This window comes from Fusibacillus kribbianus (assembly GCF_030053595.1).
In the GTDB taxonomy this organism is placed as follows: Bacteria; Bacillota; Clostridia; order Lachnospirales; family Lachnospiraceae; genus Lientehia; species Lientehia kribbiana.
The window spans coordinates 1-26,837 of sequence record NZ_JASGBQ010000034.1 but is presented as its reverse complement, the minus strand read 5'-3'; the positions used below and the strand labels follow the sequence as shown (position 1 = coordinate 26,837).

The following is a 26,837-nucleotide window of genomic DNA, read 5'->3' as shown; positions in this document are numbered from 1 at the left end:
TTTACTTTTGCTCACGATATTCCAGTCGTCTGTTTGCTATGCAAACAAACAGACTTGACATAACGATTTTACCACGTTTTTTCAGATCTTCAAAGGTAGAATTTGTTACCATATGTACTCAAAATCGCAAATCAGCCCCTTTTTAGCACTATGACTGGAATTAAGTTTTACAACTAAGCGTTTTTACTCTCCGGGCGCTTAGATTTTTGTCTTGACAACTGAACCACCATAAAATCCCGAAAGAAGTAAATCAGCATAAACTAATTATCCATTTACGCCTTCTAAAGATAATTAACGATACAGCAAGCCTGAATAATTCCTCCGTGGTAAGCAAGGTATAAACACCAACAATTCCCCACTTGAATACATATGCTGCAAGCAGACATAGGGGAATTCCAATACACCATGTGCCAACAATATCAATAATCATAATGATTTTGGTGTTGCCGCCACTTCTTATAATTCCTCCGCCAAAATGTGGAATCAAGCATAGGTAACAGGATGGCAACGGAGAATGATTTGGCATTACGCAGTCCTTTGGCTATATTATTAGGATGAAAGTCAAGTTCTTTGATTGCTTCTTCTATCGCCAGGCGTGTGCTTTCTTTTACTGTTTTGCCATTAATGTATTTGGAAACAGTACCTACAGAAAGACCGGCACGAGCTGCAACATCACGTATTGTTGAGGCCATAATAACGCCTCCCTTCTTAATGTGATTGGCTTATAAAAATATTAGCATAATTGCAGAAATTATTTAACGCTGTTAAAGATGCATATATTCCTTAATGAATCCTGTGATTGCTGTTCGCTCCGTTCACAGCAACTTGGTCAAAATCCATTCCACTTGCTGTAAACTGTCAGGAATGCTATATTATAAGAAATATCTGTCGTACTGTACAGTTGTACCAAAAATAAAATGTATGGGAAAGACGGTGAAAAAATGATACCGCCTGTAAGAATACACGGACGGAAATGGGATGTGGAGGAATGGAGCATGTTTAAAGAAATTAGAGATGAACGGGCTTTCAACGGGATTTTAAATCAGATTATAGAGAACATTCAGAATGGCAGTCTCAAAGCGGGCGATGCCCTTCCGGCGGAGCGGACAATGGCGGAGATCATGGGAGTATCCAGACCGGCAGTCAGAGAAGCTTTGAGAGCACTGGAACTGCTGGGAATAGTCAAGCCGGTGCCGGGAGGCGGAAATTATATTACGGAGGACCTGGATACCTGGCTGATCGAACCTTTATCCATACTTTTTAAATTAAATAATGGATATCTGCGCCAGAATCAGCAGTTCCGTGCGGCACTGGAGCGAGAAGCGGCAATTCTTGCGGCACGAAAGTGCACACCGCTGGATGCAGCAGAATTATGGGTGATTCTTGCACGGCTGGACGCCGCAGAAGATGAAAAGATACGGGGTGAACTGGATCGCGAACTTCACAAGAAGATTGCAAAGATCGCAGATAACCCTATGGTTTACGGTGTCCTTGCGGCAGCAGATCAGCTTACTGAGAATATTGTTTCCGGGACGAGAGACTACATTATGAAAAAGAATAATTCTGTCAGAGAGGTTGATGACCAGCATCATCGGCTTGTTAAGGCAATCATCAACGGAGATGCAGAACAGGCGGAACGATGTATGTCTGAACATATGGATACGATTGAACGTTATATGGAAGAAATGCAAAAAGAATCCTGAGAAATTTTGGGCATTTTTACAGAATAAATTGATATGACCTCTATTGCATTTTGGTAATACCAGCGGTATAATTAAAATATAAATTGGTAATGCCAATAAATAAAACCGGCAAAACCAGAAGGAGGGGCGAAACAATGGGATATGTGAAATGGTCACATGAGACACTGAATCATTTTTGCGGAGACGTATTCAAGGCGTTTGGTTTTACAGAGGAAGAAAGCAATCAGATCAAGGATGTGCTTCTTACGGCTGACCTTTATGGAATAGAAAGTCATGGCATGCAGAGAATGGTGCGTTATCATAAGGGAATCGAAAAGGGAACGATCCATCCGCAGGCAAAGCCTGAAATTGTATTTGAAACACCGATATCTGCAGTGATTGATGGTCATAATGGAATGGGACAGCTTATTTCCGTTTATGCAATGAAAAAAGCAATCGAAAAAGCCAAAAAGACCGGAGTTGGAATTGTAACTGTCCGTGAGTCTAATCATTTCGGTATCGCCGGATATTATGCAAAGATGGCGTGCGATGAGGGACTTCTGGGAATGGCCTGTACAAATTCAGAGGCTATTATGGTTCCTACGTTTGGCAAAAAAGCCATGCTTGGATCAAACCCAATCGCAGTAGCTATGCCGGCAGACCCGTATCCGTTTTTCTTTGACTGTTCTACCACGGTAGTTACAAGAGGAAAACTCGAAATGTACAATAAAATGGAGAAACCACTTCCGGATGGATGGGCCCTGGACAAAGATGGTCATGCAAGTACAGATGCACCGGATGTCCTTTTCAATATTGTTGCAAAGAAGGGCGGTGGAATCATGCCCCTTGGTGGAAATGAAGAGGTTACAGGAAGCCACAAGGGATATGGATATGGTATGCTGTGTGAACTATTCAGTTCCATTCTTTCTATGGGTGTTACTTCGGATCATTGCTGCACATTCCCGGATAAAACAGGAATCTGTCATGGATTTATGGCAATCGATCCGGCTGCATTTGGTGATCCTCAAGCAATCCGCAGACACTTTTCAGAATACCTGGAAGCTTTGAGAGAAAGTCCGAAGGCAGAAGGCAAAGATCGTATTTATACACATGGTGAAAAAGAAGTTTTGGCAGAAAAAGATAGAAGAGAGCATGGATTACCTGTAAACGATAATACGATGGTCGAACTTGCTAATCTGTGTGGATATCTCGGACTTGACTTTAATAAATATTTTGATGGATATGAGCTTCCAAAAGAAAGCAAATTCTTTACCGGTAATTATTAATAGATTAGAAGATTGCTGTGAACGGAGTGAACAGCAACAATAGAAGAGTCGAATGATACGGTTTCGCAAAATTTAAGATACCAGGGAGGACAATAGAAATGGATTATGCAAAAGAATCTTTAAGACTGCATGGAGAATGGAAAGGTAAGATTGAAGTTGTAACAAGAGTACCTGTAGAAAATAAGGATGATCTGTCACTTGCCTATACACCAGGTGTTGCACAGCCTTGTCTCGAAATCCAGAAGGATGTGGATAAATCTTATGATCTTACCAGAAGATGGAACATGTGTCTGGTAGTAACTGACGGTTCAGCTGTTCTTGGACTTGGAAATATCGGACCAGAGGCCGGAATGCCGGTAATGGAAGGAAAATGTGTACTTTTCAAGGCATTTGGCGATGTAGATGCATTCCCTCTTTGTATCAAGAGCAATGATGTAGATGAGATCGTTAATACAATTTATCTGATCTCCGGTTCTTTTGGCGGAGTAAATCTGGAAGATATTTCAGCACCGAGATGTTTTGAAATTGAGAAGAAATTAAAAGAAAAATGTGATATCCCGATTTTCCACGACGATCAGCATGGTACAGCGATTATCACTCTTGCCGGTCTGACCAACGCACTGAAGGTTGTAGGAAAGAAAAAAGAAGATGTTCGTATCGTTATGAACGGAGCAGGAGCTGCTGCAATTTCTATTGCACGTCTCCTTCTGACAGCAGGATTCAAAGATATCACTCTCTGCGACAGAAAGGGTGCAATCTACGAGGGACGCCCGGAAGGCATGAATCCGATCAAAGAAGAAATGGCTAAAGTTACTAACCTGGCTAAAAAATCCGGTTCTCTTGCAGAGATGCTGGTTGGCGCTGATGTATTTATCGGTGTTTCAGCACCGGGTGCTGTTACAACAGAGATGGTTAAGACCATGAACAAAGATGCAGTTGTTTTTGCATGTGCGAACCCGACTCCGGAGATTTTCCCGGATGATGCAAAGGCAGGCGGAGCAAAAGTTGTTTCCACAGGAAGAAGTGATTTCCCGAACCAGATCAACAACGTACTTGCTTTCCCGGGAATCTTCCGTGGTGCATTTGATGTGAGAGCAAAAGAAATCAATGACGAAATGAAATTGGCAGCGTCTGAAGCACTTGCAAATCTGATCACAGATGAGGAACTTTCTCCGGAGTATATTATTCCGAAGGCATTTGATAAGCGAGTAGGACCAGCGGTAGCCAAAGCGGTTGCTGAGGCAGCAAAGAGAACCGGTGTAGCTCGTATTTAAACGAGATACGCAGGGGTAACACCGGAAAGTCATGAGACTGCACTGAAGGTCATGAAAGCGTGCCAGATAGAGGTTGTCGAATGAACGGATTACAAAAAGATATAGAATAAAGCAAAGTAGAAGGGGCTGTCGGTTAATATCACATTTCGACATCCTCAGTAGCAATTGAAAGGATCCCTGCAAGGACAAGGCTTGTTAGCCTTCCAGGTAGTGTAAAATAGTTTGTGTTTCTGGTAAAAAATGGCTCCTTTTTGGTAAGAATACAGATATGACTATTCTTATCGAAAAGGAGTATTTTTTATGGCAGTTGCAAAGGAACAAATTCGACAGATTATCTCTGAAAACAACATTAGTAGCGTTGGTGATGTATATGCTCTTCTAAAAGACAGCTTCAAAGATATTCTGCAGGAGCTGATGGAAGCCGAATTGGATGCAACCCTCGGTTATGAAAAAAATCATAAAGGAGACCTGCAGACAGACAATAAGAGAAACGGACATTCCACCAAAAACTTAAAAAGCCAATATGGGGAATTTCAGATTGATGTACCAAGAGACCGCAACGGGGAGTTTGAACCGAAACTGATCCCTAAATGTCAGCGGGATATTTCTGGGATTGAAGAAAAAGTAATATCTTTATACGCCCGTGGTATGAGTACACGTGATATCCATGACCAGCTTCAGGATCTTTATGGAATAGAATTGTCTGCAGAGATGGTCAGCAAGATCACAGATAAGATTCTTCCCCAGGTTAAGGAGTGGCAGTCTCGTCCTCTGAATCCGGTTTATCCATTTGTTTTTATGGACTGTATTCATTATAAGGTTCGGGAAGATGGCAGGATCTTAAGCCGTGCTGCCTATGTGGTTCTTGGTGTTACAGTGGAAGGGTACAAGGATATCCTCAGTATCACAGTAGGCGCCAACGAAACCAGCAAGTTCTGGCTCGGAATGCTCAACGACCTGAAGAACCGCGGAGTGAAAGATGTCCTTTTCTTCTGTGTAGACGGTCTTCCTGGCTTTAAAGAAGCTATTCAGGCAGTCTATCCGCAGGCAGAGATCCAGAGATGTGTCATCCATATGCTGCGTAATTCTTTTAAATATGTAAACTATAATGATCTGAAAAAGTTTTCCTCTGATTTCAAAGCAGTATATAATGCCCCGAATGAAACAGCGGCTTTATCAGAACTTGAGAACATCAAAGAGAAATGGGGAAAGAAATATCCCTACGCTATCAGTAACTGGGAAAATAATTGGGAAGATGTAAGTTCCTTTTTCCAGTTTTCTAATGATATCAGGCGTATTATGTACACGACAAATATCATAGAGGGATTGAACCGCCAGTATCGTAAAGTCACGAAAACCAAAAGTGTATTCCCAAGTGATGCAGCACTGGAAAAGATGCTGTACCTTGCCAGTGAAAATGTGATCAAAAAGTGGACGCAGAGATACCGAAACTGGGATCAGGTATTGAATCAGCTGATTGTCCTATATGGAGAACGGCTTACCAATTATTTGTAAGAAAAGAAAAGCAGGAATGGAGTTGCCCCAAAGCTAACCATTCCCGCTCTCTTTCTATTCCGTCGGCATTTGTATTATTGCCAGAATTTTCCCACTCTATTCCAGAGGTCGGGTGTGGGCAGCGCCCACAAAAAGCAATTAATACAATGCTTTATTTGTCATGCAAAAAAATCAAAAAAGATGTATAAACTCTTCTCACATGGGCATACTGTAAATAGAAAGACAGATTCGACAACACCAAGATCTTTAAGTTGACAGCAAAATTTTACATATCCAATTCTTATCAGAAAGATTTACTTTCCAAAGACACAAGATTTTTTACGCCCTCGCGCTTTCTGATCTTGATTCTTTCGCGTCAGTGAACAGGCAGAATTACACGGCTCGAGACGTATTGCTCTCTGTTAACCGATGCTGTAAAAAAACAGCTTCATTACTTATCATCTTCAACCAAACCGTAAAGCCGGTACAGAGACAGCATATTCTGATACTGTAATTTGTTCCCCATCAGCTGCCGGTAGGTTGCAGATTTTTCTTTTCCCTCCACCTTCAGCTGGCTCATTTTCTGATTCACCCGGACATAATTTTCCCGCACATAGATCAGCATCTTTTCAAATGCTTCCAGTCTGTTTCTCTCATCCATTTTTACAGCTCCAATCCATCAAAAATATCGTATCGTTTTAAAATTATACCTAAAGGCACTCGTCAATGCAAGCCCTGCGGGCCGGTGTACTTCGTGCGATAAACAGACGGCGCGGCAAAAAGACCACCGCCGCGTACCGAAATAAAACAACTTCCGGCTTTTTTGTCTGTGCGGCATCGCAACCAAACATAACAAGAAACATACAATTATGTTATGTTCGGTTGGTGGAAGATTTGTCAACCATACTTTACAATAATCATACAAATCAAACATCGGGAGGTTTCTATGAGTGTGGTTGAAGTTCATAACCTTTTCAAAAAATATCCATCCTTTGAGCTGAAAGACGTCTCTTTTCAAATTGACAAAGGCAAAATTACAGGCTTCATCGGAAGAAACGGAGCCGGCAAAACAACAATGATCAAATCCATTCTGAATCTGATCCACACAGACGGCGGCAGCGTCAGCTTTTTCGGCATTCCGGTCCGGGAACGGGAATCAGAAATAAAAAAACGGATCGGTTATTCCACCGGTACGGTAAATTGGTACCCGCGAAAAAAGATCCGGGATATCGCCGGTATCGTAAAAAGATTCTACGACACCTGGGACGACGAGGCCTATCGTAAATATCTCCGCCTGTTTCAGCTGGATGAAACCAAAACGCCGCTGGAGCTTTCGGAGGGAATGAAGGTGAAGTTCAACCTTTTGATTGCGCTTTCCCACAAAGCAGAAGTGCTGATCCTGGATGAACCCACAAGCGGTCTTGATCCCTTTTCCCGCGACGAGCTGCTGAATATCTTCTCGGAGCTTAAGAACAGCGGCGTCGCAGTATTTTTCTCCACGCACATTATTTCCGATATTGAAAAGTGTGCCGACGACATCATTTATATTTCAGAGGGAAGAATTATCGGGGCGCTGCCGAAAACAGATTTTATGAAAAAGTTTTCCTGTGACGGAGAAGGTCTTGAAGATACGATTTTGCGAATGGAAAGAGGTGTTGAACATGCGTAATATTCTGATCAAGGAGATGAGGCTCAGCGCGTCGCCTCTTTCCTATCTGTTCCTGCTTTTCGGATTTATGTTTTTCATTCCCGGTTATCCCATTCTCTGCGGCGCATTCTTTGTGACATTTGGCATATTTCAAAGCTTCCAAACCGCAAGAGAGGGAAACGACATTGTGTTTTCCGCATTGCTTCCGATCAGAAAAAGAGATATAGTAAAAGGGAAATATCTGTTTGTCTGCCTCATCGAGGTTTGGGCCGTCCTCCTTATAGCGGCGGTCGTTGTCCTGCGAATGACGGTTTTGTCCGGGCTTCCCGTGTACCGGAATAATGCACTGATGAATGCCAATCTGTTTGCCCTCGGAATGTCATTCTTCGTTTTCGGGCTCTTCAATCTGATCTTTGTCGGCGGATTTTTCCGGACAGCCTATAAGTTTGGGCGTCCCTTTGTACTTTATCTGATCGCCGTGTTTCTTGCGATCGGCGGCAGTGAAGCGCTCCATCATTTTCCGGGACTTGGATTCCTGAATGCGTTCGGATTTGAACACATCGTTTCTCAATTCCTGCTGCTGACCGGCGGAATCATCGTTTATCTGCTTTTTACAATGCTTTCATACAGGATCTCCTGCAGGAACTTTGAAAAAATAGATCTGTAAAGGTAGGGTTATATGTTAAAAGAGAATTTAGTAATGCTTCGTAATATCCATGGATTTTCGCAGGAAGAAATCGCTGAAAAAATCAACATTTCCCGACAGGCCTATGCAAAGTGGGAAAGCGGAGCAACCGTCCCCGATATCGAAAAATGCAGCCTGCTCGCACAGACTTACGGCATTTCGATCGACAGTCTGGTCAAAAGCGAAACGGCGGACGGCATCGGAATGATCCCGCCTGCGCCAAAGGGGAAAAACATCTGGGGCTCTGTCACGATCAATGACAGAGGGCAGCTGGTCATTCCCAAAGGAGCACGGGATAAGTTCCAGTTGACCGGCGGAAAGCGTCTGATCGTTCTTGGAGATGAGACCGGGATCGCTTTGATCCCGGCGGAAACCTTTGAAGCAAAGATGAAAAAAGCGATGGAATTTGCGTCCATTCAGACGGACCGGGATCTCATGTAAAGAACTGTGATGAAAGCGCAAAAACATTTGCAAAGAAAACTTGGCGAAAATTATTGACAGGTAAACCTGGCTATGCTATACTTATTTTTGCAAAGAAAACTTGGCAATATGGATTTGGAGGTTCTGATCATGAATAAAGAAGAAATTCTGGAAAGAAGCAGAAAGGAAAACAAAAATCAAGATGTTTTTGAAAAAGACATCATCATTAAAAGCAATCGCTATTCCTGCATGGCTTCAGCGATTCTTGCGACTCTATTCTTTGTGGTTCAGATTTTTACCGGCGGAGGGATAAACTACGGTCTGTACGCGGTCGTGTTTTCCATGCCCATGGCAGGTTTTTGGTTTAAATATTTAATGCTTCATAAAAAGCATGAATTATTAGTTGCCATATGTTACACCGCGGGGGTTTTCTTGTTTGCCGCAGCACATATCGATAACCTGGTCTCCGCTTCAACGATTCTCTGAGGTGCACGATGGAAAGCCAATTGATACTTAAAAACAGATTGAAGGAAATCCGGGCAGAGCAAAAACTTTCTCAGGCAAAGCTTGCAGAAATGGTAGGCGTTTCCCGCAACACAATCAGCTCCATCGAAACAGGGCAGTTCAATCCGACTGCCAAGCTCGCTTTGGTTATATGCATTGCGCTGGACAAAAAATTTGAAGACATATTCTACTTCGATTAAAGTTGTCTCTTTACACAGATAACCTTTTAATGGTTAAAATTCAGGGGCAGGTGTGATCCGCATGGATCACACCTGCCCCTGGTTTTTTACCTGGATCGTTCGGCTGCAGCAGCGAAACATGAAAATGCAGCCGTAGTCCTTCCCTGGATCGTTCGGCTGCAGGCTGAAAAAAGGATGTTGCTCAGTAGAGCACATATTGTCTACTTTCGCAACATCCCTTCTGTCTTACGAAATTATGCCCGTTTTCTCCTGCAGTAAATCGTTCTTCCCAGAACACCGAAAGCGCTTATGAACAGCAGTGCTGTCCACAGGAACAGGCTGCTGTTGTCCCCGGTCTGCGGTGACTGAATTTCGTTATCTGCTGTCATTTTTTCCTTAACAGTAAATGTTGTAACAGCGGTACCGCTTTCAGATACAATGCCGATCCTGTGCTCACCGGCGGAAAGCGCCCCAACACAGTCAGCCTTTAAGATTACGACCGTACTGCCTTCCCTGGCGGTATAATCCGTTTCATCAAGGGTTTTACCGTCAAGCTCGACCCGGATAAAATCGTTGAACGCCGCATTGGATGTGAAAGACAATGCCTTCTTTTCTCCTGTTGTTATACTCTGTCCTTTTCCTTTAATGATGTCAGGCGGGAGCTTTGGAATTACCGTGTCATCAGGCTTAATTTCGTTTGTGCCTTTTTCGTCAGCAAAGTATTTACCGCAATCTTTACAATGCCAATACTCCTTATTACCTGTTTCAGCAGCAGTTGCATCCTTTGCGGGAGTGTTTACAAGGTCATGAGACAACTTATTAGTTGATGAACCTGTGGAAAGCTTTACTCCACAGCCCTTGCAGTATGTATCACCTGTGTAGCCTTCTTCCGTGCATGTTGCATCTTTTGCGCCTCGGATTTCCGTACCGCCTGTATGATTGCTGCTGTCATCCTTGTGAACGCAGGTATAATCACAGACAGAGCATACACCGTTGTTCCAAGTGTGTCCGTCATTGACTGTTACGGTTACCTCTGCGGTGTTGTCTGATTTATCAGTTGCAACAACTTTTACGGTACCAATTCCTTTTTCAAGAGTATATTTGCCATTAGTGGGTGATAACTCCACATCGCCTGCCTTAACGTTTGCAACACCAACATTATCGGAAACTTCAAATTCGACTGTATCGCAATAGGTCTTGCCGTTTTCGATACCGGAAATCACAGGAGCAGTAATATCACAATGGGGATCATATAATCCACTATGAACTGCTGTTTCACGACTCGGAACGGTAGGGGTAACATTTATGACCCCAAAATCAACTATTACTTCTTCTTCAGCCGGATCCGTCATAAAGTTACTACCCAGTCTAGAAAGTGTAAGGATATCAACAAAAAGATCAACAGTTGTTTCACCTGAGCCAATCACTTTAAATGTGGCTGTAACAAAAGGAATATAACCCTTGCCGGCAAATTTATAAAGTTTCAGTCTATGAGCATTCGCCTCAATTCTTCCGGTTTGTTCTCCTGTCTCTTCATTAGTAATAACCTTCCATACAAGATCATCTACCGAAGGCATAAGGTTCAAATCATCACCTGCCTCATTCATATTAACTGCATTATTAAATTCAAGACAAGCAGGGTCATATTTTAATTCCCATTGCGTATCTAACATATCTTTACTGCTGTTAATGAAGTAGGTTACTGTTACATATTCTTCACTATTGGCAACAAATGTCGATTTTTTAGGGAAGTAGTTTGAAGTTGCGGTTACTTTAAGCCCTCCAGATGGTTCTTCAGCATAAGCCACGATGTTTGATACAAACACCGAGGTAACTACAAGTATCAACGAAAGTAAAAGGCTCATTACTTTTTTATTCATTTAATATCTCCTCCTAATACTGCCGGAACAAATGTCAGTACCAGGCATATTGCCAATACATACTCAAAATTCGTATTTTTTGTTTGTTTTTCCCGCAAGAAATATGTCCGGGTTATATTTCTCAATAAAAAGTTCCAGGGTTTCCTTCAGCGTTTCTATCTGGGATTTCATATAGAACTCGTCCTCAAAGAGTGCGTAATGCACACAGGCTCTTATCAGAATGAAGATCAGCGGTGTGATTTTTTCGTGGGGAATCCCCAGCTTTGGCTCTAAACTCTTTGCATATTCTGTATAACGTTCATCTACACCCTTAAAGAACTTCTGACCGTATTCCCTGTATTTGGGGTGGGTATAGATCTGATACATAAGTCTGTATTTCTTTCCATGTTCTTTTGCGGTCCAATAGGGTATCTCGTCAATAAACCGCCATAAGTCCTCTACATCGGTGGGAGCTTTCGCCATAAACTCATCTTCCACCTTACTCATACAGTATTCGGTGGACTTAACGATAAGGTCGTCGAGATTGTCAAAATACTGATACAGGCTCGCATTACTACAGCCACAGGCTTTTGCAATCGCTTTTACACCGACAGAGGAAAATCCGTTCTCCGCATAGCAATCAAAGCACGTTTCCATTATTTCGATTTGCTTTGCTCTGCGGGCCTTCTCGTTTACAGTACGCAAAATACACCCCTCCTTCTCCGTCATTTACCCGAACGGTCATTTATATCATAAAACATTCTGCCTGTAATGTCAATCACCCAATCACTATTTCTGCTCCATCCCCTTGGCCAGCAGTTCTGCATGATTTCCCATTTGACTGCCTGATGAAAGCAGCTTCGAAGCAGTTTATGAACGTCCCGAATCGCGCATGGTGTGACATATTCAGACGACCGTTTCTCCGCAGCCGGTTTGTCGTATCCGGATTGAATTAAGGATTCGCTGTTTATGGTAAAGATGGCGTAGGGAACACATAGCAACAATTATTGCCTATACAGCTGCATGGATTGTTTTAATGGCAGCCCTGATCATTCAGGATGTTGAAGCATATCTTTGTGGTACTATTGGAAGTATGATTGCAATTCTATATTAGGTCAGTTTACAAGGAACTACACGCAGACCGTGAAACGGGCTGCTGACAACAAACGGCGCTATGCTCCCGGCTGGGTGCATAGCACCTGTTTGTTGCGGGGGTTTCCAAAGGGGGCAGCGCCCCATTTGGCACACGACTTTGCGGAGCAAAGTGTAGTGTGTTATACGCTCTGTCGGCGTTGCCCTGAAAATACCGTTGCCGCCGGGGAGGGCAAGGGCATTTGACGCGGCAGGAAAGCAGGGCTTTGTTTGGGGCTGGTAAGCCGGAAACAAAGGGCTGATTTCAGCAGCAGACAGGGCGTATTATGAAAGCCCCCGTCCCTCGTCCTCCGCCCCCGGCCTATGGGACAAAAAGTCCCAAAGCTCTGGACACCGTGACCAGATGTGTGGCCACACTCCGGGAAAAGTAGCAGGACGGCAGGAAACCGTCAAGGCTGAAATGAATGGGCTGACGCCCGGCCTTGACCGTTCCCCGCCGCCCCGCTGGATGGGTGGACAAGGTGGCCAATCCCTAAAAGTGTTTGGCCGCACTCGTTCATTTTGGGGCCTTTCTTCTCCCAAAATTGAAATGGGCGGGAAAGCCCTAAAATGGCTTTCCCGCCTTGATTACCCATTAGCAAAGACGGGCGAGACTGTCAACGGCGGCGCTGAAAGCGCCGTTCATCTTGACCGTTGACTGGCTCGCCTGGCTTTGCTACTGCCCGTAAGAGATGGAAAAACAAGATGGAAAACAAGGTTAAAAATGGTTGACAAGTCTATCGGATGTGTGTTATACTGTGCGACAGTTTGAGATTGGAAGGAGGCTTACGTGTGTTAATTTGTGTACGCTAATAAGCAATAAAAAGTAGAAGTACCTTTCCACATGATGGTGGGCTTTTTTTGCGTGCGTATGCAAAGGAACACGTAGGTTTGACACGAGCAGTCTTTGAACTGTATCGTGGTGTTTTTTCGTGCTTTGTTGTTATGCAGGCGTCTGCCCTCTCTGTGGGACAACGCCTGCTTTTTATTGCAGAAACAAAGGAACAATGCAATAAAAAAGGAGGTTCGCATTATGACCCAAAACAACAATTCATGGAGAAAAACTTATTTTACACTTCTTGCCGGACAAGCAATATCCTTTATTAGCAGCGGTATTTTGCAAATGGCCATTATCTTTTATTTGGTTGCGAAAACTAATTCTGCAATCATATTGACGGCGGCAACACTGATTGGATTTTTGCCGCAAGCCTGTTTAGGCCCGTTTGCAGGTGCTTTTGTTGACCGGCACAGCCGTAAAAGCGTAATGATTGGTGCGGATTTGATAATTGCCGCCGCTGGCGGTATTCTGGCGCTGGTGGCGTTTTACATGGAATTGCCCGTATGGTCTATTATGGTTGTCCTGTTAATCCGAAGTGCGGGAACTGCTTTTCATTCTCCAGCATTCAGCGCAGCAACACCTATGATTGTGCCAAAAGAGGAACTTACAAAATGCGCTGGTTACACGCAGACCATGCAAGCAGTAAGTGCGATTATCAGTCCAGCTGCCGCAGCGTTTTTATATGCTGTTTGGCCTCTTAATGCAATTATATTGTTAGATATTGTGGGTGCAATCCTTGCCTGTGTGACTGTTGCGATTTCGTCCATACCAACGCCTGAACTATGTCCAGAAACGAAAAGACAACAGTTTTTACAGGATATGAAAGAGGGGTATGTGGTATTAAAGCAAAACAGGGGCCTCTTTGCTCTGCTCTGGATTGGTGTAATTTATATGTTCTTTTATATGCCAATCAGTACGCTTTTTCCTCTCATCTGTATGTCATACTTCAAAGGAACACCGGCCCATGCCTCTGCCGCTGAAATTGCTTTTGCGGTTGGTATGCTGCTTGGCGGAGTCATTCTGAGCATTTGGGGCGGTTTTAAGAAACGGCGGTACACCATCGGTCTTTCCGTTCTCCTGATGGGCGTTAGCAATATGCTCTCCGGGCTTTTGCCGCCAGACGCATTTCTTGTCTTTGTTGTGTGCTGTACTGTTATGGGAATTTCCGCTCCATTTTACGGTGTGCAAAATGCGATTTTTCAAGAAACGGTCAAACCAGAATATCTGGGGAGAGTTTTTTCTCTACTGACAAGCGCCGCTTCCCTCGCCATGCCGTTTGGCCTTGTCATTTCCGGGCCTCTGGCGGAGCGGCTGGGAGTTGAGAAATGGTTTGTCATTTGCGGAATTGGCATTATCATCGTTGCGCTTGCCGTATTTTTACTACCCGGTTTGAGAGAGATTGACAATACGCAATAATCAACTGCACCTTTTTCTATTACTAAACAAAATGCCTGGATGGTGGTTCTGAAAAACCAGAACCGCCGTTCAGGCATTTTTTATCTTCGTCCTCTCTGCGGTTTTGGATTCTTCAGCAAGTCGGATTTTTCCGCAATCTTTTTCAGCCACTTCCGTTCTTCTACTGACAGCTTCCTAAAATTCAGCTTGAGCCGTTTGCAGATAAACGCCAAGTACGCTTGTTCCGTGTCGCTGTCCTGGCTGACGATTTCACCAGCAGTTTCCAGCATTTCTTTTAGCGGGTTATCCTCTGGGACGCTGAAAAAATCGTCCTTGTGTGTTTCCCGCAGAGCAAGGGCAATCCCGTTTATGTCCCGTTGTATCACATAGCGGCAAAACTCGTCCTCATCAATATGGGCGGTGATAAGCTGTCTTAACTGCGTATCACTCATGCCAGGATTATGCTTTTTTATAACAGTTGCGCTCATCGTGTCCACTATGGCGTTTGCACCCTGCGCCTGTTTCAGTGCCGTTCCGTTCACATAGATTTCAAGGTCAGCCATCAGCCGGGGGAAATCCGGGTGCGCCGCCAGCTCACACAGCAGGGTATTGTCTATCCTCCCGCTTTTCAGCAGGTCAATCATTTCATCACTCAAACGCAGGTCTGCAAGATCGGCGTTTGGGTGATTTTTCATTTCAGACAGCCCCAGCAGATAATCAGCGGTCACACCGTAAAACTTCGCCAGCCGGATAAGGGCATAGTGGCTGATGTCCTTGAAGTCTTCCGTTTCGTAACTGCCCAGCGCAGACTTGGAAAGCCCGGTCTGCTCCGCAAGCTGCCCCAGCGTCAAGCCACGCTCCACACGTAGGTCTTTTAATCGCTCTTGTATGGATAAAGACATATTCACCCTCCTTGCTAGCTCAACGAAAGAGAAGCCGTTATGCTATGTACTATGCTCATAGCATAACGGCATAGGCATTTACAGTTTTATTTTACCATTTGCTACATCTTCACGAAATTTATCAACAAGCTTCGCTGTCAGCTTGGATTTACCGTAGTGTTCAAGTACAAAAGTACGATAACTTTTTCCATCTACAAGCACATCACTTTTTCTGGTCAACAACCAATTTCCGTTACCTCCTCCCTGTTCTCTAATATTCCAGTCTTTCCCATATCTTTTATAGATTTCATCTTTTTTACCTTGAACAGACATTGATTCGCTTGGAATATAAACAATTTGCATAATAGCTCCTCCTTTATTTTGTGCAAGAAGACCAGAAACCTGAATTTGTCTTTTATCTTTTTTTGATTATATCACAAATCCGAGAGCGTGGAAATAGGGAGTTTTTCAGGCTGATTTCCTACCTCTTGGATATACGGCACAGGCGGTCAAAAAGGTGTAGACTTGGGATAGTTCATCGATGGACAAGCACCTTGGAAACAGAACACGCCAAAGAAAACGGAGGGACGCATGAGCAAAAGACCCTATCAACACCTGCCGCCGCTGGAACACAGGCCGGACGGCTCCCCCTACCGCATAACCCCGCCCCAGAAGAGACGAGCCAGCGGCCTGATACGCCGGGAGTGCTGCAACTGCGAGGACGGAAACTGCCTTGCGCTGGACGATGGCGACACCTGCGCCTGTCCGCAGATGATTTCGTTCTCCGTCTGCTGCAAGTGGTTCCGCTGGGCGGTCTTGCCGCTGGACAGGACGCTGGAAGCGGAGATTTACCGGGACAGGGACTTGAAACGCTGTGCGGAGTGCGGCGGTGTGTTCGTCCCGAAGTCCAACCGGGGCAAATACTGCCCGGACTGCGCCGCCAGAGTTCACAGGCGGCAGAAAACAGAAAGTGAACGGAAAAGGAGGTCTGCTGTGGACAGTTAAGAGCGGGAAAAGCCTTGATTTGCAAGGCTCCGCAAGCCCTCAACCGGGGCGGCTGGTATCATTTATCATTCGCCCCGGAAAACGGGCCTCTAACCGTCCACAAAACACGCTATGACAAACACGATTTATATTCACCAGCCGGAAAAGGCGTTCAGTTTCACCCGGCTCCCCAATTTCCTTTTTGAAGCACCCACATTCCAGCCCTTGAGCAACGAAGCGAAGGTGCTGTATGCCTTTGTCCTGCGCCGGGCGGAGTTGTCCCGGAAGAACGGCTGGGCGGACGAGTACGGGCGGGTCTACCTGTACTACCCCATCTGCGAGGTGGTCGCTTTGCTCCGCTGCGGGCGGCAGAAAGCGGTCAACACCCTGCGGGAGTTGCAGTATGCGGGGCTGGTGGAAATCCAGAAACAGGGCTGTGGAAAACCCAACCGCATTTACCCGAAATCCTATGAAGCGGTTCCAAACACCGACTTCAAGAAATCCGGTTATGGTACGCCGGAGGGCTGAAAACCGTACTTGGCGAGTACGAAAATCAATCCTCTTGAAGTACGGAAATCTGACGGTATATAGAAATACAGAGATTAAAACCATCTATTTACATTCATTCCATTCCAATCCTATCAGAGATATTTTCGGCGGGAAAACCCGCCGGAAAGGAATGGAATGGGGAAAGGAGTTCAATGGCACAACACGCAATTTTGCGATTTGAGAAGCACAAGGGCCACCCGGCGGGGCCGCTGGAAGCCCACCATGAACGGAAAAAGGAGCAGTACGCCAGCAACCCGGACATTGACACCAGCCGGAGCAAGTACAATTTCCACATCGTCAAGCCGGATGGCCGCTACTACCATTTCATTCAGAGCCGCATCGAGCAGGCCAGATACCGCACCCGCAAGGACAGCACTCGGTTTGTGGACACGCTGATTACCGCCAGCCCGGAGTTTTTCAAGGGCAAGTCCCCAAAGGAGATAGCGGCCTACTTCCAGAGGGCGGCGGACTTCCTCATTGACCGGGTGGGCCGGGAGAACATCGTTTCGGCTATGGTACACATGGATGAAAAAACGCCCCATCTGCACTTGGTCTTTGTGCCGCTGACAAAGGACAACCGCCTGTGCGCCAAAGAAATTATCGGCAACCGGGCCAATCTGACGAAGTGGCAGGACGATTTTCACGCCTGTATGGTGGAGCAGTACCCCGACCTGGAGCGTGGGGAAAGCGCCAGCAAGACGGGCCGGAAGCATATCCCCACCCGGCTGTTCAAACAGGCGGTCAACCTCTCCAAACAGGCGAGGGCCATTGAAGCGGTTCTCTCCGGCATTACCCCGCTGAACGCCGGAAAGAAGAAAGAGGAAGCCCTCTCCATGCTGAAAAAGTGGTTTCCGCAGATGGAGAACTTCTCCGGGCAACTGAAAAAATACAAGGTCACAATCAATGACTTGTTAGCGGAAAATGAAAAGCTGGAAGTCAGGGCAAAGGCCAGCGAAAAAGGCAAGATGAATGACACGATGGAACGGGCGAAGTTAAAAAGCGAACTGGACGATATGCGGCGGCTGGTTGACCGTATCCCGCCGGAGATTTTAGCGGAACTGAAACGGCAACAGCGGCAGCATGGAAAGGAAAGGTGATCTTATAAGTAATATCAGATACAAAAAGGAAATCGAAATCGTGACTTTTCAGGGAAAGGAAATCACACTGGAAAATCTCTCCCCGGTGTTCACGCCGGAACAGGAAGCAGCCAAACGCCGGGAACTGGAACAGCAGCTTTATGAGGTGTTCCGCAAGTACGCCGACAAGCGGGAGAGTGAGGAAGCCGGGACATAAGGTTTTCCAAACCCATCATTGATTTGCGGGGCTGCTGGCGGTATAATAGAACTGTCAGCAGCTCCGTTTCTTTTTTAAGAAAAGGAGCGACAATATGAACAATCGGATAGACGCAATCTATGCAAGACAATCGGTAGACAAAAAGGACAGCATTTCCATTGAAAGCCAGATTGAATTTTGCAAATACGAGTTGAAAGGCGGTAACTGCAAGGAATACACAGACAAAGGGTACAGCGGCAAGAACACAGACCGTCCGAAGTTTCAAGAACTGGTGCGGGACATCAAGCGGGGCTTGATTGCAAAGGTCGTGGTTTACAAGCTCGACCGTATCAGCCGTTCCATTCTGGACTTTGCCAACATGATGGAGCTGTTCCAGCAGTACAATGTGGAGTTTGTGTCCTCTACGGAAAAGTTTGATACCTCCACGCCGATGGGACGGGCCATGCTGAATATCTGTATCGTGTTCGCCCAGCTTGAACGGGAAACGATACAGAAGCGGGTAACGGACGCTTACTACTCCCGCAGTCAGCGGGGCTTTAAGATGGGCGGGAAAGCCCCTTACGGCTTCCATACGGAGCCTATCAAGATGGACGGTATCAACACAAAGAAGCTGGTGGTAAACCCGGAGGAAGCGGCCAATATCCGGCTGATGTTTGAGATGTACGCCCAGCCCACAACTTCCTACGGGGACATTACCCGGTACTTTGCCGAACAGGGGATTTTGTTCCATGGCAAAGAGCTGATACGCCCCACGCTGGCGCAGATGTTACGCAATCCTGTCTATGTGCAGGCAGACCTTGATGTGTACGAATTTTTCAAAAGTCAAGGTACAGTCATTGTCAATGACGTTGCCGATTTTACGGGCATGAACGGCTGCTATCTGTATCAAGGGCGAGATGTAAAGGCCAGCAAGAAAAACGACTTAAAAGACCAAATGCTGGTACTGGCTCCCCATGAGGGTATCGTCCCCTCCGACACCTGGCTGACCTGCCGCAAGAAGCTGATGAACAACATGAAAATCCAGTCTGCCCGGAAAGCCACCCACACATGGCTGGCAGGAAAAATCAAGTGCGGGAATTGCGGGTATGCTCTTATGAGTATCTACAATCCCTCCGGCAAACAGTATCTCCGCTGCACGAAACGGCTGGACAATAAAAGCTGTCCTGGCTGTGGGAAAATCATCACTTCGGAACTGGAAGCGGTTGTTTATCAGCAGATGGTAAAGAAGCTGGCAAGCTACAAGACGCTGACAGGAAAAAAGAAAGCGGCAAAGGCAAACCCGAAAATCACCGCCCTGCAAGTGGAACTTGCCCATGTAGACAGCGAGATTGAAAAGCTGGTGGACAGTCTGACGGGGGCAAACAATGTCCTGTTCTCCTATGTGAATGTGAAGATAGCGGAACTGGACGGGCGCAAGCAGGAACTTCTGGCAAGGATAGCGGAGTTGACTGTGGAGGCCATCAGCCCGGAACAGGTCAGCCAGATTTCCGGCTACCTCGATACCTGGGAGAATGTATCTTTTGATGACAAGCGGCGTGTGGTGGATTTGATGATCACCACCATAGCCGCCACAAGCGACAGCTTGAACATCACATGGAAAATCTGACTGGCGGCACCCCTCCCGTCAGATACCTACCCTGTGTAGTCCCTTGTAAACTGTACTTTATTTGGTACTAAATAATCGTATGTTGGCTTACGTAGAAGACCATATTTACGGCAGCAAATGGAATGAATATAAAAGCAATTCAGATAATAAATAGAGATCATGTGTGATTGCTGCCTGACCTCCTCAAATTAGCAAAACCGCTTACGTCGTGTAGGCGGTCTCTTTTTGTGTTTAGATATTCTTCCTTGGAAAGGTATAAATGATATTTCTGTTCTTTCAAAACATCCACTTCCTGTTACCACAAGATCAGCTAAAGTTCCACTACAGCAAATGGTCGTTTCGGCAAAACACGATAAATAAAAAGCAGGTCCAGACACGCTGAAATAATTACTCAGTGTATCTAGGCCTGCCTTTGGGGCTGACGGGCTGGTGCCCTTGTCTATCTTTTACTTGCATTTAATTCGATTCTAACTCATTTTTAATTCGTTCCTTATCGAGTTAAAACGAGTTAGGAATTGATTACTTTGTACTTGGAGTACTTTCCTCCACATAACAATTCTAAACGTCCTTCAGCTTGAAGCTTTTTAATAACTGCATATGCCTGCGAAGGAGTCACTTTCAATAATTCAATTACATCCTGTTTTGTAATGATTCCATTCTGAGTGTTTGCCAACTTCATTACTAACTCAGGATGCCTGATGCTGTCTATATCTGTCTGCCGAACATACTGTATTGTTTCTTTGTTTTCACGATAGATCTTTTTACCCAGAATATAGGTGCGATCTTTTCCTTTTCCGGATGCTTCAATCAAACCAGACTCAATCATAACTTCAATTGCAGATCTAACCTTATTTTCACTCAGATTTGTCAGCTCAACAATTCGTTCAACCGTACATCTTCTTTCTGTATTAAGGACAGATAGAATCATCAATGTGTAGATTGATAATGGTTTTCCCTGCCTGTTTTGTTCTTCTGCAACAAACTTTGCAAAGGGCAAGTCTGCTTTCGCCCTTTGAATAAATAGCTTAACGGTTCTGCTGGTAGATTCAGAATAATCTGGCCAAGGCCTTCCAAAGATGATAGAACCCTCAAAAATTCTATCAATTCCTCTTCCCGTCTTCTCAGCTAAACCGATTCGTTTCATTGCATCAGCAAGCGCAGGATTACGTCCATGTGGTTCTACAGTCAGAAGATTTTTCAGATTAACTCCATCAATAAATCCACCAGGATTACTAATGATCATTCCTTCATCATCAATCAAAACTCTTACAGCGCCAAGCATAGTATAATCCCTATGACAGAATGCGTTTACTAAACCTTCTCGAAAAGCAGCCCAGTCAAATTCCGGAATTGGAATTCTAAATAATCCGTACTCAGTCTCCCTTTCTGGATTCCAGGCTTTGACGTATGTCTCATAGTTCTCAAATAATTCAAGAAGCGGTTTATGGCTATCCTCATTCATACGGACAGCCGTTCCTTCCAGGACTTGAAATGCCGATTTTGCTGTTGGTATCAGTTCTGCGATACGCTCCTCTTTTCCAATTAAAAGCATACCTGTTACTGTTGGAACATATTTACCCGCAACATCTGTAATAAGACGTAATGCAATATCCAGTTCGTCATCCGGTAAAGAAAGCAGAGTTTTTTCACCACCCGGTCTATTCTGAATGATTCGACGAAGTCTAACTCGCTGATTTGGATCCAAGTCATCTAAAGTAGCTCCTGCCAAAGGCTGAGCAGAATAATCAAGCATTCCCAGTTCTGCAAGGCGAGATGGAATCTCATAAGAATACATTGGTATTACTTCCGGACTTCCATCAAGTTTAATACGTCTCCTCAACATTTTTCCTGACGCAGTAGATACCACACCCCGGCTTCTTGGCACCTCAATTTTCAGAACATCTTTACCCTCTTCAGTAATTATCTCTGCCCTTACAGCTATGGGCGGAACAGTGCTATTTGCAATCAGTGCAGTTACCCCTATGGGATCCTTATGTTTTTTATGAACGCCGGTAATTGATCCGTCATCTTCGACCCCCAGAAACAGAAATCCTCCAGATGCATTTGTCATTCCAACAATCTCTTCAATAAGATCATGATCTGGATAGCATTTCAAATCACTTTTAAATTCAATATCTAAACTCTCCGCTTTAGGAATTGTACGCATTTCAACCCCTCCTATCCTCTATTTCAAATATAGTATAACTCGTTTTAACTCGTTTGTCGAGTTAAGTTTGTTTTTAATTCGTTATTACGAGTTAAAAACGAGTTACCCATTTATATAAATATATCCCACCTCCTATCAAATTTATTCACAATACACGGTATGCATTACCGATAAGACGAGGAGAATCCACACGCAACCTCCATGCACGGGCATGATTTTTCTATCATTCCTTCTTGGAAAAATGTGATTTTATCACGGAAAGCGCCTCCGAAACAGGTTATACTACAAATACAAAACACAAGGAGGTATTCTTATGAGACTGAAAGATAAAGTTGCAATCATCACCGGAGGCAGCCGTGGCATTGGCTACGCTACCGCAGACAAATTTTTGAAGGAAGGTGCTACGGTAATCCTGACCGCAAGCTCACAAGGTTCTGCTGACAAAGCGGTTGCGCAGCTGAAAGAAAAGTACCCTGATGCAACAGTTGCGGGAATCAGTCCTAACCTGTCCAATTTGGAATCTGTCCGCAATGCGTTCCGAGAAGCCGCCTCAAAATACGGTTGCATTGATATTCTGGTGAACAATGCCGGTGTATCCGAAAGCACTCCCTTTACCGAGTATACGGAGGAAACCTTTGATAAGGTTATGGATCTGAATGTAAAAGGCGTGTTCAATGCTACAAGAGCCGCCAGTGAGTGCATGATTGCAAAAGGTCAAGGTGTTATTCTCTCCACCTCCTCAATGGTCAGCATTTACGGCCAGCCCAGTGGCTTTGCTTATCCCGCATCCAAATTTGCTGTCAATGGCCTGACGGTTTCCCTTGCCCGAGAATTGGGTCCGAAGGGTATTCGAGTGAATGCGGTCGCTCCCGGTATTACCCTGACCGACATGATGAAGGCTGTTTCCAAGGAAGTAATTGATCCGCTCATCAAGCAGATCCCTCTGCGCCGCCTGGGTCAGCCGGAGGATATTGCCAATGCATTTGTGTTCCTGGCATCTGACGAAGCATCCTATATCACGGGCGTTGTGCTCAGTGTAGACGGAATGGCAAGAACATAAAAACGGAAACAGGGCAGCTGGAAACGGCTGCCCTACCTTCAAAATATGGAGGTATACACATGAAAAGAATCATTCCCATTTTAATGACTTTACTGCTTCTCTCTGGTTGTGCAACGCAATCCGCTGAAAAAACCTATCGACAGATTACTATGGAGGAAGCTATTACGATGATGGAGGAGGAAACCGGATACATCATCCTCGATGTTCGTACTGCTCAGGAATATAGCGAAAAGCATATTCCCGGTGCTATCAATATTGCCAACGAATCCATTGGCACAGAGGATATCTCTGAACTGCCGGATAAAGATCAGCTGATTCTGGTATACTGCCGCAGCGGTAATCGGAGTAAGCAGGCATCTGAAAAACTGGTGAAACTGGGCTACACCAATATCATTGAGATCGGCGGAATTAATAGTTGGCCCGGTGAAACAGTCACCGGCGATAAGTGATAAAATCACAGAACAAGGAACGACTACTGGATATAATAAAGCCATAAAAAAGAAAACAGGAGGACTTAAATATGTCTGCTATCAGTGTTAATAAAAACAATTTCAATCAAGAGGTTTTGAACTCGGACAAGCCCGTCCTGATGGATTTCTGGGCTCCCTGGTGTGGTCCTTGCCGCATGGTAGTTCCTCTGGTAGAGGAGATTGCCAAGGAGCGCTCCGATATCAAGGTTGTTAAAATTAATGTGGATGAGGAACAGGAACTGGCTATGCAGTTCGGTGTGATGAGCATACCCACTCTGGTGGTTATGAAGAACGGAAAGATTGTCAATCAAGTCACCGGTGCCAGACCTAAGGCTCAGATTCTCGCCATGCTGTAAGGAGGTGCAAGGATGAGATTCTTCGATTTCCTGAAAGGCCCTGACATCAATCAGGGTGTCAAAGAATATAGCACTACGGATGGCGCAGTCCTGCTGGATGTTCGCACCCCCGACGAATACCGGCAGGGGCATATCCCCGGCAGTAAAAATGTTCCTTTGCAGTCCATTAGCAAAGTGGCTGGCATGATTGACAATAAATCTACCCCCATTTTTGTTCATTGTCTCAGCGGTGCAAGAAGCCGTCAGGCAGCTGCTATTTTGAAGCAGATGGGTTATACCAACGTGAAAAACATAGGCGGAATTTCCGCTTATGCAGGAAAGGTGGAACGCTAATATGAAAGTTGTCATTGTAGGCGGTGTGGCAGGCGGTGCTACCGCTGCCGCCCGTATTCGCAGACTGAATGAGCAGGCAGAAATCGTAGTTTTTGAGCGCTCGGGGTATATCTCCTATGCCAACTGTGGTCTGCCATACTATATCGGTGATGTGATTACCGATCGGTCGGATCTGACCCTCCAGACCCCGGAAAGCTTTTTCTCCCGGTTCCATGTAAACATGAAGGTGCGCCATGAGGTCACGGCTATCCATCCCGAAAAAAAAGAAGTTACCGTGAAAAATCTGGAAACCGGTGAGGAGTTCGAGGAGAGCTATGACAAGCTGATTCTCTCTCCCGGAGCCAAGCCTACCCAGCCCCGGCTTCCCGGTGTAGGTCTTGATAAACTGTTTACCCTGCGCACTGTTGAAGATACCTTCTGCATCAAGGATTACATCAATGCAAACCATCCCAAATCCGCTGTACTGGCAGGTGGTGGCTTCATTGGATTGGAGCTGGCAGAAAACCTGCGAGAACTGGGGATGGATGTCACCATTGTCCAGCGTCCAAAACAGCTTATGAATCCCTTTGATGCCGATATGGCTTCTTTCATCCATAATGAAATGCGCAAGCACGGTGTAAAGCTGGCACTTGGTCATACCGTAGAAGGGTTTGAGGAAAGGGACGGCGGCGTGGATGTGCTGCTGAAAGACGAACAGCCTCTCCATGCGGATATGGTAATCCTGGCCATTGGTGTTTCTCCCGAAACCACCCTTGCAAAGGATGCCGGGTTGGAACTGGGCATTAAAGGAAGTATTGTGGTCAATGACCGAATGGAAACCTCCATTTCAGACATCTATGCTGTGGGTGATGCGGTGCAGGTGAAGCACTTTGTCACAGGGCAGGATGCTCTGATCTCTTTGGCGGGCCCTGCCAATAAACAGGGACGAATCGCTGCGGACAACATCTGTGGTGGAGACAGCCATTATACCGGCTCCCAGGGAAGCTCTGTCATCAAGGTCTTTGACATGACTGCCGCCACTACCGGCGTGAACGAGACCAACGCCAGAAAAGCAGGACTGGATGTTGATACGGTTATCCTGTCGCCCATGAGCCATGCAGGTTACTACCCCGGCGGGAAAGTCATGACAATGAAGGTGGTCTTTGAAAAGGCGACTTATCGCCTGCTGGGTGCGCAGATCGTAGGCTATGAAGGTGTGGATAAGCGCATTGATGTGCTGGCCACCGCTATCCGGGCAGGAATGAAAGCCACGGAACTGAAGGATCTGGATCTGGCCTACGCACCGCCTTATTCCTCTGCGAAAGACCCGGTAAATATGGCTGGCTTTATGGTTGAGAATATCGCAAACGGTGTTCTGAAACAATGGCATCTGGAAGATGCAGATCGTCTTCCTCGTGACGGAAGCGTAACTCTGTTGGACACCCGCACTGTGGAAGAATTCGCACACGGACACATTGACGGCTTCTTTAACATCCCGGTGGACGAGCTGCGGGAGCGGCTGGGTGAGCTGGACAAGCGTAAGCCTGTCTACGTCATCTGCCAGAGCGGTCTGCGCAGCTACATTGCCTGTCGTATCCTGGCCGGAAACGGCTTTGACTGCTATAACTTCTCCGGCGGCTTCCGGTTCTATGATGCTGTGACCAATGATCGCTGTCTCATTGAATCGGCTACGGCCTGCGGAATGGATCGAGCATAAAATCGGGGCTGTAAAAAAACTCCCCTGACAGAAAAATCGCCCAGACCGTGAGGTCTGAGCGATTTTTTGGTATAATTAATTATGCTACTAAATAACAATACCAGTACTAATTATACTATGCGTCAGCTGAAATTACCATTAGAAATCGAAAAGTTAATCGACATTTCTGATCCAGTATACACTTTTTGTGAGGTTATGGATCACATCGACTTATCAAGATATTTTGTAGAGAAAGGCTACAAAACAGGTCGTCCAAGATGTGATGCTCAAAAACTCCTTAAAGTAATACTTTTTGCATTTATGGAAAATGGCATCTGTTCTTTACGAGAGATTGAAAAACTCTGTCGTAATGACATTCGTTACATGTATCTTCTGGATGGCATGAAAACGCCTTCTTTTGTTACATTTGGAAACTTAATTCGAAATGAACTAACAGATTCTGTCGAGCAGATATTTGCAGACATTAATGCATATATTTTTGCCAAAGATCACGTGGATCTGCAGCATACTTACATTGACGGGACAAAAATCGAGGCAAATGCAAATCGATATACCTGGGTATGGAAAAAATCCTGTATGAAAAATCGCCAAAAAGTCTTTGATAAGATTTCACTTTTGATTGATGCTATGAATCAGGAAGTACTTGGATATCTCGGAATAAAATTTGAAAAACGAGAAGTTTACGCGGTTGACTACATCTCTGAATTACTTACGGTGTACAAAGAAACAACCGGACTGGATGAAACTTCTTTTGTTTCCGGACGTGGTCATAGAAAAAGCATTCGACAAAAACAATACGAAGAACTGCATGAATATCTGGAGCGTTTAAAATCCTATGCATATCACATCGAGATCTGTGGAGAAGAAAGAAACAGTTATTCGAAAACAGACCATGATGCAACTTTCATGCGTTTAAAACGTGATTACATGGGAAACGATCAGCTGCTTCCTGCATACAACCTCCAGGCAGCCATCTGTGATGAATACATAGCCGTAATCGATGTAAAACCATATGCATCCGATATGGAATGCTTTGTGCCTTTGATG

Annotated in this window: 28 protein-coding genes and 1 pseudogene; 21 read left to right on the top strand and 8 right to left on the bottom strand. The window is 45.2% G+C overall.

Annotated elements, in window-relative coordinates; translation table 11 throughout:
• Positions 1 to 250: 250 nt before the first annotated feature.
• Positions 251 to 472: pseudogene (locus QJ036_RS14275) on the bottom strand (MATE family efflux transporter); the annotation flags it as partial.
• A complete protein-coding gene (locus tag QJ036_RS13350; RefSeq protein WP_283231857.1) occupies positions 420 to 692 on the bottom strand; it encodes a LacI family DNA-binding transcriptional regulator in 273 nt (90 codons plus the stop codon). The gene QJ036_RS13350 and the pseudogene QJ036_RS14275, both read right to left, overlap by 53 nt.
• A 303-nt stretch (positions 693 to 995) precedes the next feature.
• On the opposite strand from QJ036_RS13350, the gene QJ036_RS13345 reads away from it, so the two are divergent.
• The 4 genes from QJ036_RS13345 to QJ036_RS13330 all read left to right on the top strand — a co-directional run bounded on the left by QJ036_RS13345 (position 996) and on the right by QJ036_RS13330 (position 5,757).
• Positions 996 to 1,703: a FadR/GntR family transcriptional regulator gene (locus QJ036_RS13345; protein ID WP_283231856.1), complete on the top strand. Its 708-nt coding sequence runs from the start codon at positions 996 to 998 to the stop codon at positions 1,701 to 1,703.
• An 89-nt stretch (positions 1,704 to 1,792) separates the two neighbouring features.
• A complete protein-coding gene (locus QJ036_RS13340) occupies positions 1,793 to 2,968 on the top strand; it encodes an Ldh family oxidoreductase (protein ID WP_331487563.1) in 1,176 nt (391 codons plus the stop codon).
• A gap of 98 nt (positions 2,969 to 3,066) precedes the next feature.
• Positions 3,067 to 4,242 carry an NAD(P)-dependent malic enzyme gene (locus tag QJ036_RS13335; protein ID WP_087270472.1) on the top strand — a complete coding sequence of 392 codons (1,176 nt, stop codon included), beginning with the start codon at positions 3,067 to 3,069 and terminating at the stop codon, positions 4,240 to 4,242.
• 300 nt (positions 4,243 to 4,542) lie between these two features.
• Complete coding sequence (locus QJ036_RS13330) at positions 4,543 to 5,757, top strand: IS256 family transposase (protein ID WP_283231855.1); 1,215 nt, start codon at positions 4,543 to 4,545, stop codon at positions 5,755 to 5,757.
• A gap of 430 nt (positions 5,758 to 6,187) precedes the next feature.
• On the opposite strand, the gene QJ036_RS13325 is transcribed toward QJ036_RS13330, so the two are convergent.
• Positions 6,188 to 6,397, bottom strand: coding sequence for a hypothetical protein (locus tag QJ036_RS13325; protein ID WP_283231854.1), 210 nt, complete (start codon positions 6,395 to 6,397; stop codon positions 6,188 to 6,190).
• A 285-nt stretch (positions 6,398 to 6,682) separates the two neighbouring features.
• Between QJ036_RS13325 and QJ036_RS13320 the strand changes: the two genes are divergently transcribed.
• The 5 genes from QJ036_RS13320 (at position 6,683) to QJ036_RS13300 (ending at position 9,193) form a co-directional block, all read left to right on the top strand.
• On the top strand, positions 6,683 to 7,405 hold the full coding sequence (locus QJ036_RS13320; protein WP_283231853.1) for an ABC transporter ATP-binding protein: 723 nt from the start codon (positions 6,683 to 6,685) through the stop codon (positions 7,403 to 7,405).
• A complete protein-coding gene (locus tag QJ036_RS13315; protein ID WP_283231852.1) occupies positions 7,398 to 8,051 on the top strand; it encodes an ABC-2 transporter permease in 654 nt (217 codons plus the stop codon). Before QJ036_RS13320 ends, QJ036_RS13315 begins: the two co-directional genes overlap by 8 nt.
• A 12-nt stretch (positions 8,052 to 8,063) precedes the next feature.
• Positions 8,064 to 8,510 (top strand): helix-turn-helix domain-containing protein, encoded by a 447-nt coding sequence (locus QJ036_RS13310; protein ID WP_283231851.1) that lies wholly within the window; start codon positions 8,064 to 8,066, stop codon positions 8,508 to 8,510.
• Between the two features lie 129 nt (positions 8,511 to 8,639).
• A complete protein-coding gene (locus tag QJ036_RS13305) occupies positions 8,640 to 8,975 on the top strand; it encodes a DUF6442 family protein (RefSeq protein WP_283231850.1) in 336 nt (111 codons plus the stop codon).
• Positions 8,976 to 8,983: 8 nt separating this feature from the next.
• A complete protein-coding gene (locus QJ036_RS13300; RefSeq protein WP_283231849.1) occupies positions 8,984 to 9,193 on the top strand; it encodes a helix-turn-helix transcriptional regulator in 210 nt (69 codons plus the stop codon).
• A gap of 233 nt (positions 9,194 to 9,426) precedes the next feature.
• Here QJ036_RS13300 and QJ036_RS13295 read toward each other — a convergent pair whose 3' ends face one another.
• Together QJ036_RS13295 and QJ036_RS13290 are read right to left on the bottom strand one after the other, a co-directional pair.
• A complete protein-coding gene (locus QJ036_RS13295) occupies positions 9,427 to 11,052 on the bottom strand; it encodes a hypothetical protein (protein ID WP_283231848.1) in 1,626 nt (541 codons plus the stop codon).
• A gap of 63 nt (positions 11,053 to 11,115) precedes the next feature.
• A complete protein-coding gene (locus tag QJ036_RS13290) occupies positions 11,116 to 11,736 on the bottom strand; it encodes a TetR/AcrR family transcriptional regulator (RefSeq protein WP_283231847.1) in 621 nt (206 codons plus the stop codon).
• A 1,459-nt stretch (positions 11,737 to 13,195) separates the two neighbouring features.
• On the opposite strand from QJ036_RS13290, the gene QJ036_RS13285 reads away from it, so the two are divergent.
• Positions 13,196 to 14,416, top strand: a complete 1,221-nt coding sequence (locus tag QJ036_RS13285; RefSeq protein ID WP_002584949.1) for an MFS transporter — start codon at positions 13,196 to 13,198, stop codon at positions 14,414 to 14,416.
• A gap of 80 nt (positions 14,417 to 14,496) precedes the next feature.
• Here QJ036_RS13285 and QJ036_RS13280 read toward each other — a convergent pair whose 3' ends face one another.
• Positions 14,497 to 15,297, bottom strand: coding sequence for a helix-turn-helix domain-containing protein (locus QJ036_RS13280; protein WP_002575858.1), 801 nt, complete (start codon positions 15,295 to 15,297; stop codon positions 14,497 to 14,499).
• A gap of 78 nt (positions 15,298 to 15,375) precedes the next feature.
• Positions 15,376 to 15,639, bottom strand: a complete 264-nt coding sequence (locus tag QJ036_RS13275) for a hypothetical protein (protein ID WP_002575859.1) — start codon at positions 15,637 to 15,639, stop codon at positions 15,376 to 15,378.
• 228 nt (positions 15,640 to 15,867) lie between these two features.
• Between QJ036_RS13275 and QJ036_RS13270 the strand changes: the two genes are divergently transcribed.
• From QJ036_RS13270 to QJ036_RS13250, 5 genes are all read left to right on the top strand, one after another.
• On the top strand, positions 15,868 to 16,281 hold the full coding sequence (locus tag QJ036_RS13270; RefSeq protein ID WP_002575860.1) for a cysteine-rich VLP domain-containing protein: 414 nt from the start codon (positions 15,868 to 15,870) through the stop codon (positions 16,279 to 16,281).
• A 111-nt stretch (positions 16,282 to 16,392) separates the two neighbouring features.
• Positions 16,393 to 16,788 carry a replication initiator protein A gene (locus QJ036_RS13265; protein WP_002575861.1) on the top strand — a complete coding sequence of 132 codons (396 nt, stop codon included), beginning with the start codon at positions 16,393 to 16,395 and terminating at the stop codon, positions 16,786 to 16,788.
• A gap of 173 nt (positions 16,789 to 16,961) precedes the next feature.
• Positions 16,962 to 17,906, top strand: a complete 945-nt coding sequence (gene mobV, locus QJ036_RS13260) for a MobV family relaxase (protein ID WP_283231846.1) — start codon at positions 16,962 to 16,964, stop codon at positions 17,904 to 17,906.
• 40 nt (positions 17,907 to 17,946) lie between these two features.
• Positions 17,947 to 18,102 carry a hypothetical protein gene (locus tag QJ036_RS13255; protein ID WP_002575863.1) on the top strand — a complete coding sequence of 52 codons (156 nt, stop codon included), beginning with the start codon at positions 17,947 to 17,949 and terminating at the stop codon, positions 18,100 to 18,102.
• Positions 18,103 to 18,196: 94 nt separating this feature from the next.
• Positions 18,197 to 19,708 (top strand): recombinase family protein, encoded by a 1,512-nt coding sequence (locus QJ036_RS13250; protein WP_002575864.1) that lies wholly within the window; start codon positions 18,197 to 18,199, stop codon positions 19,706 to 19,708.
• A 508-nt stretch (positions 19,709 to 20,216) separates the two neighbouring features.
• Here the strand turns inward: QJ036_RS13250 and QJ036_RS13245 are convergent.
• Positions 20,217 to 21,875, bottom strand: a complete 1,659-nt coding sequence (locus QJ036_RS13245; protein WP_283231845.1) for an RNA-binding domain-containing protein — start codon at positions 21,873 to 21,875, stop codon at positions 20,217 to 20,219.
• A gap of 313 nt (positions 21,876 to 22,188) precedes the next feature.
• Between QJ036_RS13245 and QJ036_RS13240 the strand changes: the two genes are divergently transcribed.
• The 6 genes from QJ036_RS13240 to QJ036_RS13215 form a co-directional block, all read left to right on the top strand.
• Positions 22,189 to 22,935: an SDR family NAD(P)-dependent oxidoreductase gene (locus tag QJ036_RS13240; protein WP_283231844.1), complete on the top strand. Its 747-nt coding sequence runs from the start codon at positions 22,189 to 22,191 to the stop codon at positions 22,933 to 22,935.
• A gap of 59 nt (positions 22,936 to 22,994) precedes the next feature.
• Positions 22,995 to 23,384 (top strand): rhodanese-like domain-containing protein, encoded by a 390-nt coding sequence (locus QJ036_RS13235; protein WP_154433131.1) that lies wholly within the window; start codon positions 22,995 to 22,997, stop codon positions 23,382 to 23,384.
• A gap of 71 nt (positions 23,385 to 23,455) precedes the next feature.
• Positions 23,456 to 23,761 (top strand): thioredoxin, encoded by a 306-nt coding sequence (trxA, locus tag QJ036_RS13230; protein ID WP_118718022.1) that lies wholly within the window; start codon positions 23,456 to 23,458, stop codon positions 23,759 to 23,761.
• A gap of 12 nt (positions 23,762 to 23,773) precedes the next feature.
• Positions 23,774 to 24,094, top strand: a complete 321-nt coding sequence (locus QJ036_RS13225) for a rhodanese-like domain-containing protein (protein WP_178686152.1) — start codon at positions 23,774 to 23,776, stop codon at positions 24,092 to 24,094.
• 1 nt (position 24,095) lies between these two features.
• Entirely contained in the window at positions 24,096 to 25,790 is a 1,695-nt protein-coding gene (locus QJ036_RS13220) for a CoA-disulfide reductase (RefSeq protein ID WP_283231843.1), read from the top strand.
• A gap of 81 nt (positions 25,791 to 25,871) precedes the next feature.
• Positions 25,872 to 26,837, top strand: a 966-nt coding sequence (locus QJ036_RS13215) for a transposase (protein WP_465221483.1), incomplete at its 3' end; no start/stop codon positions are given.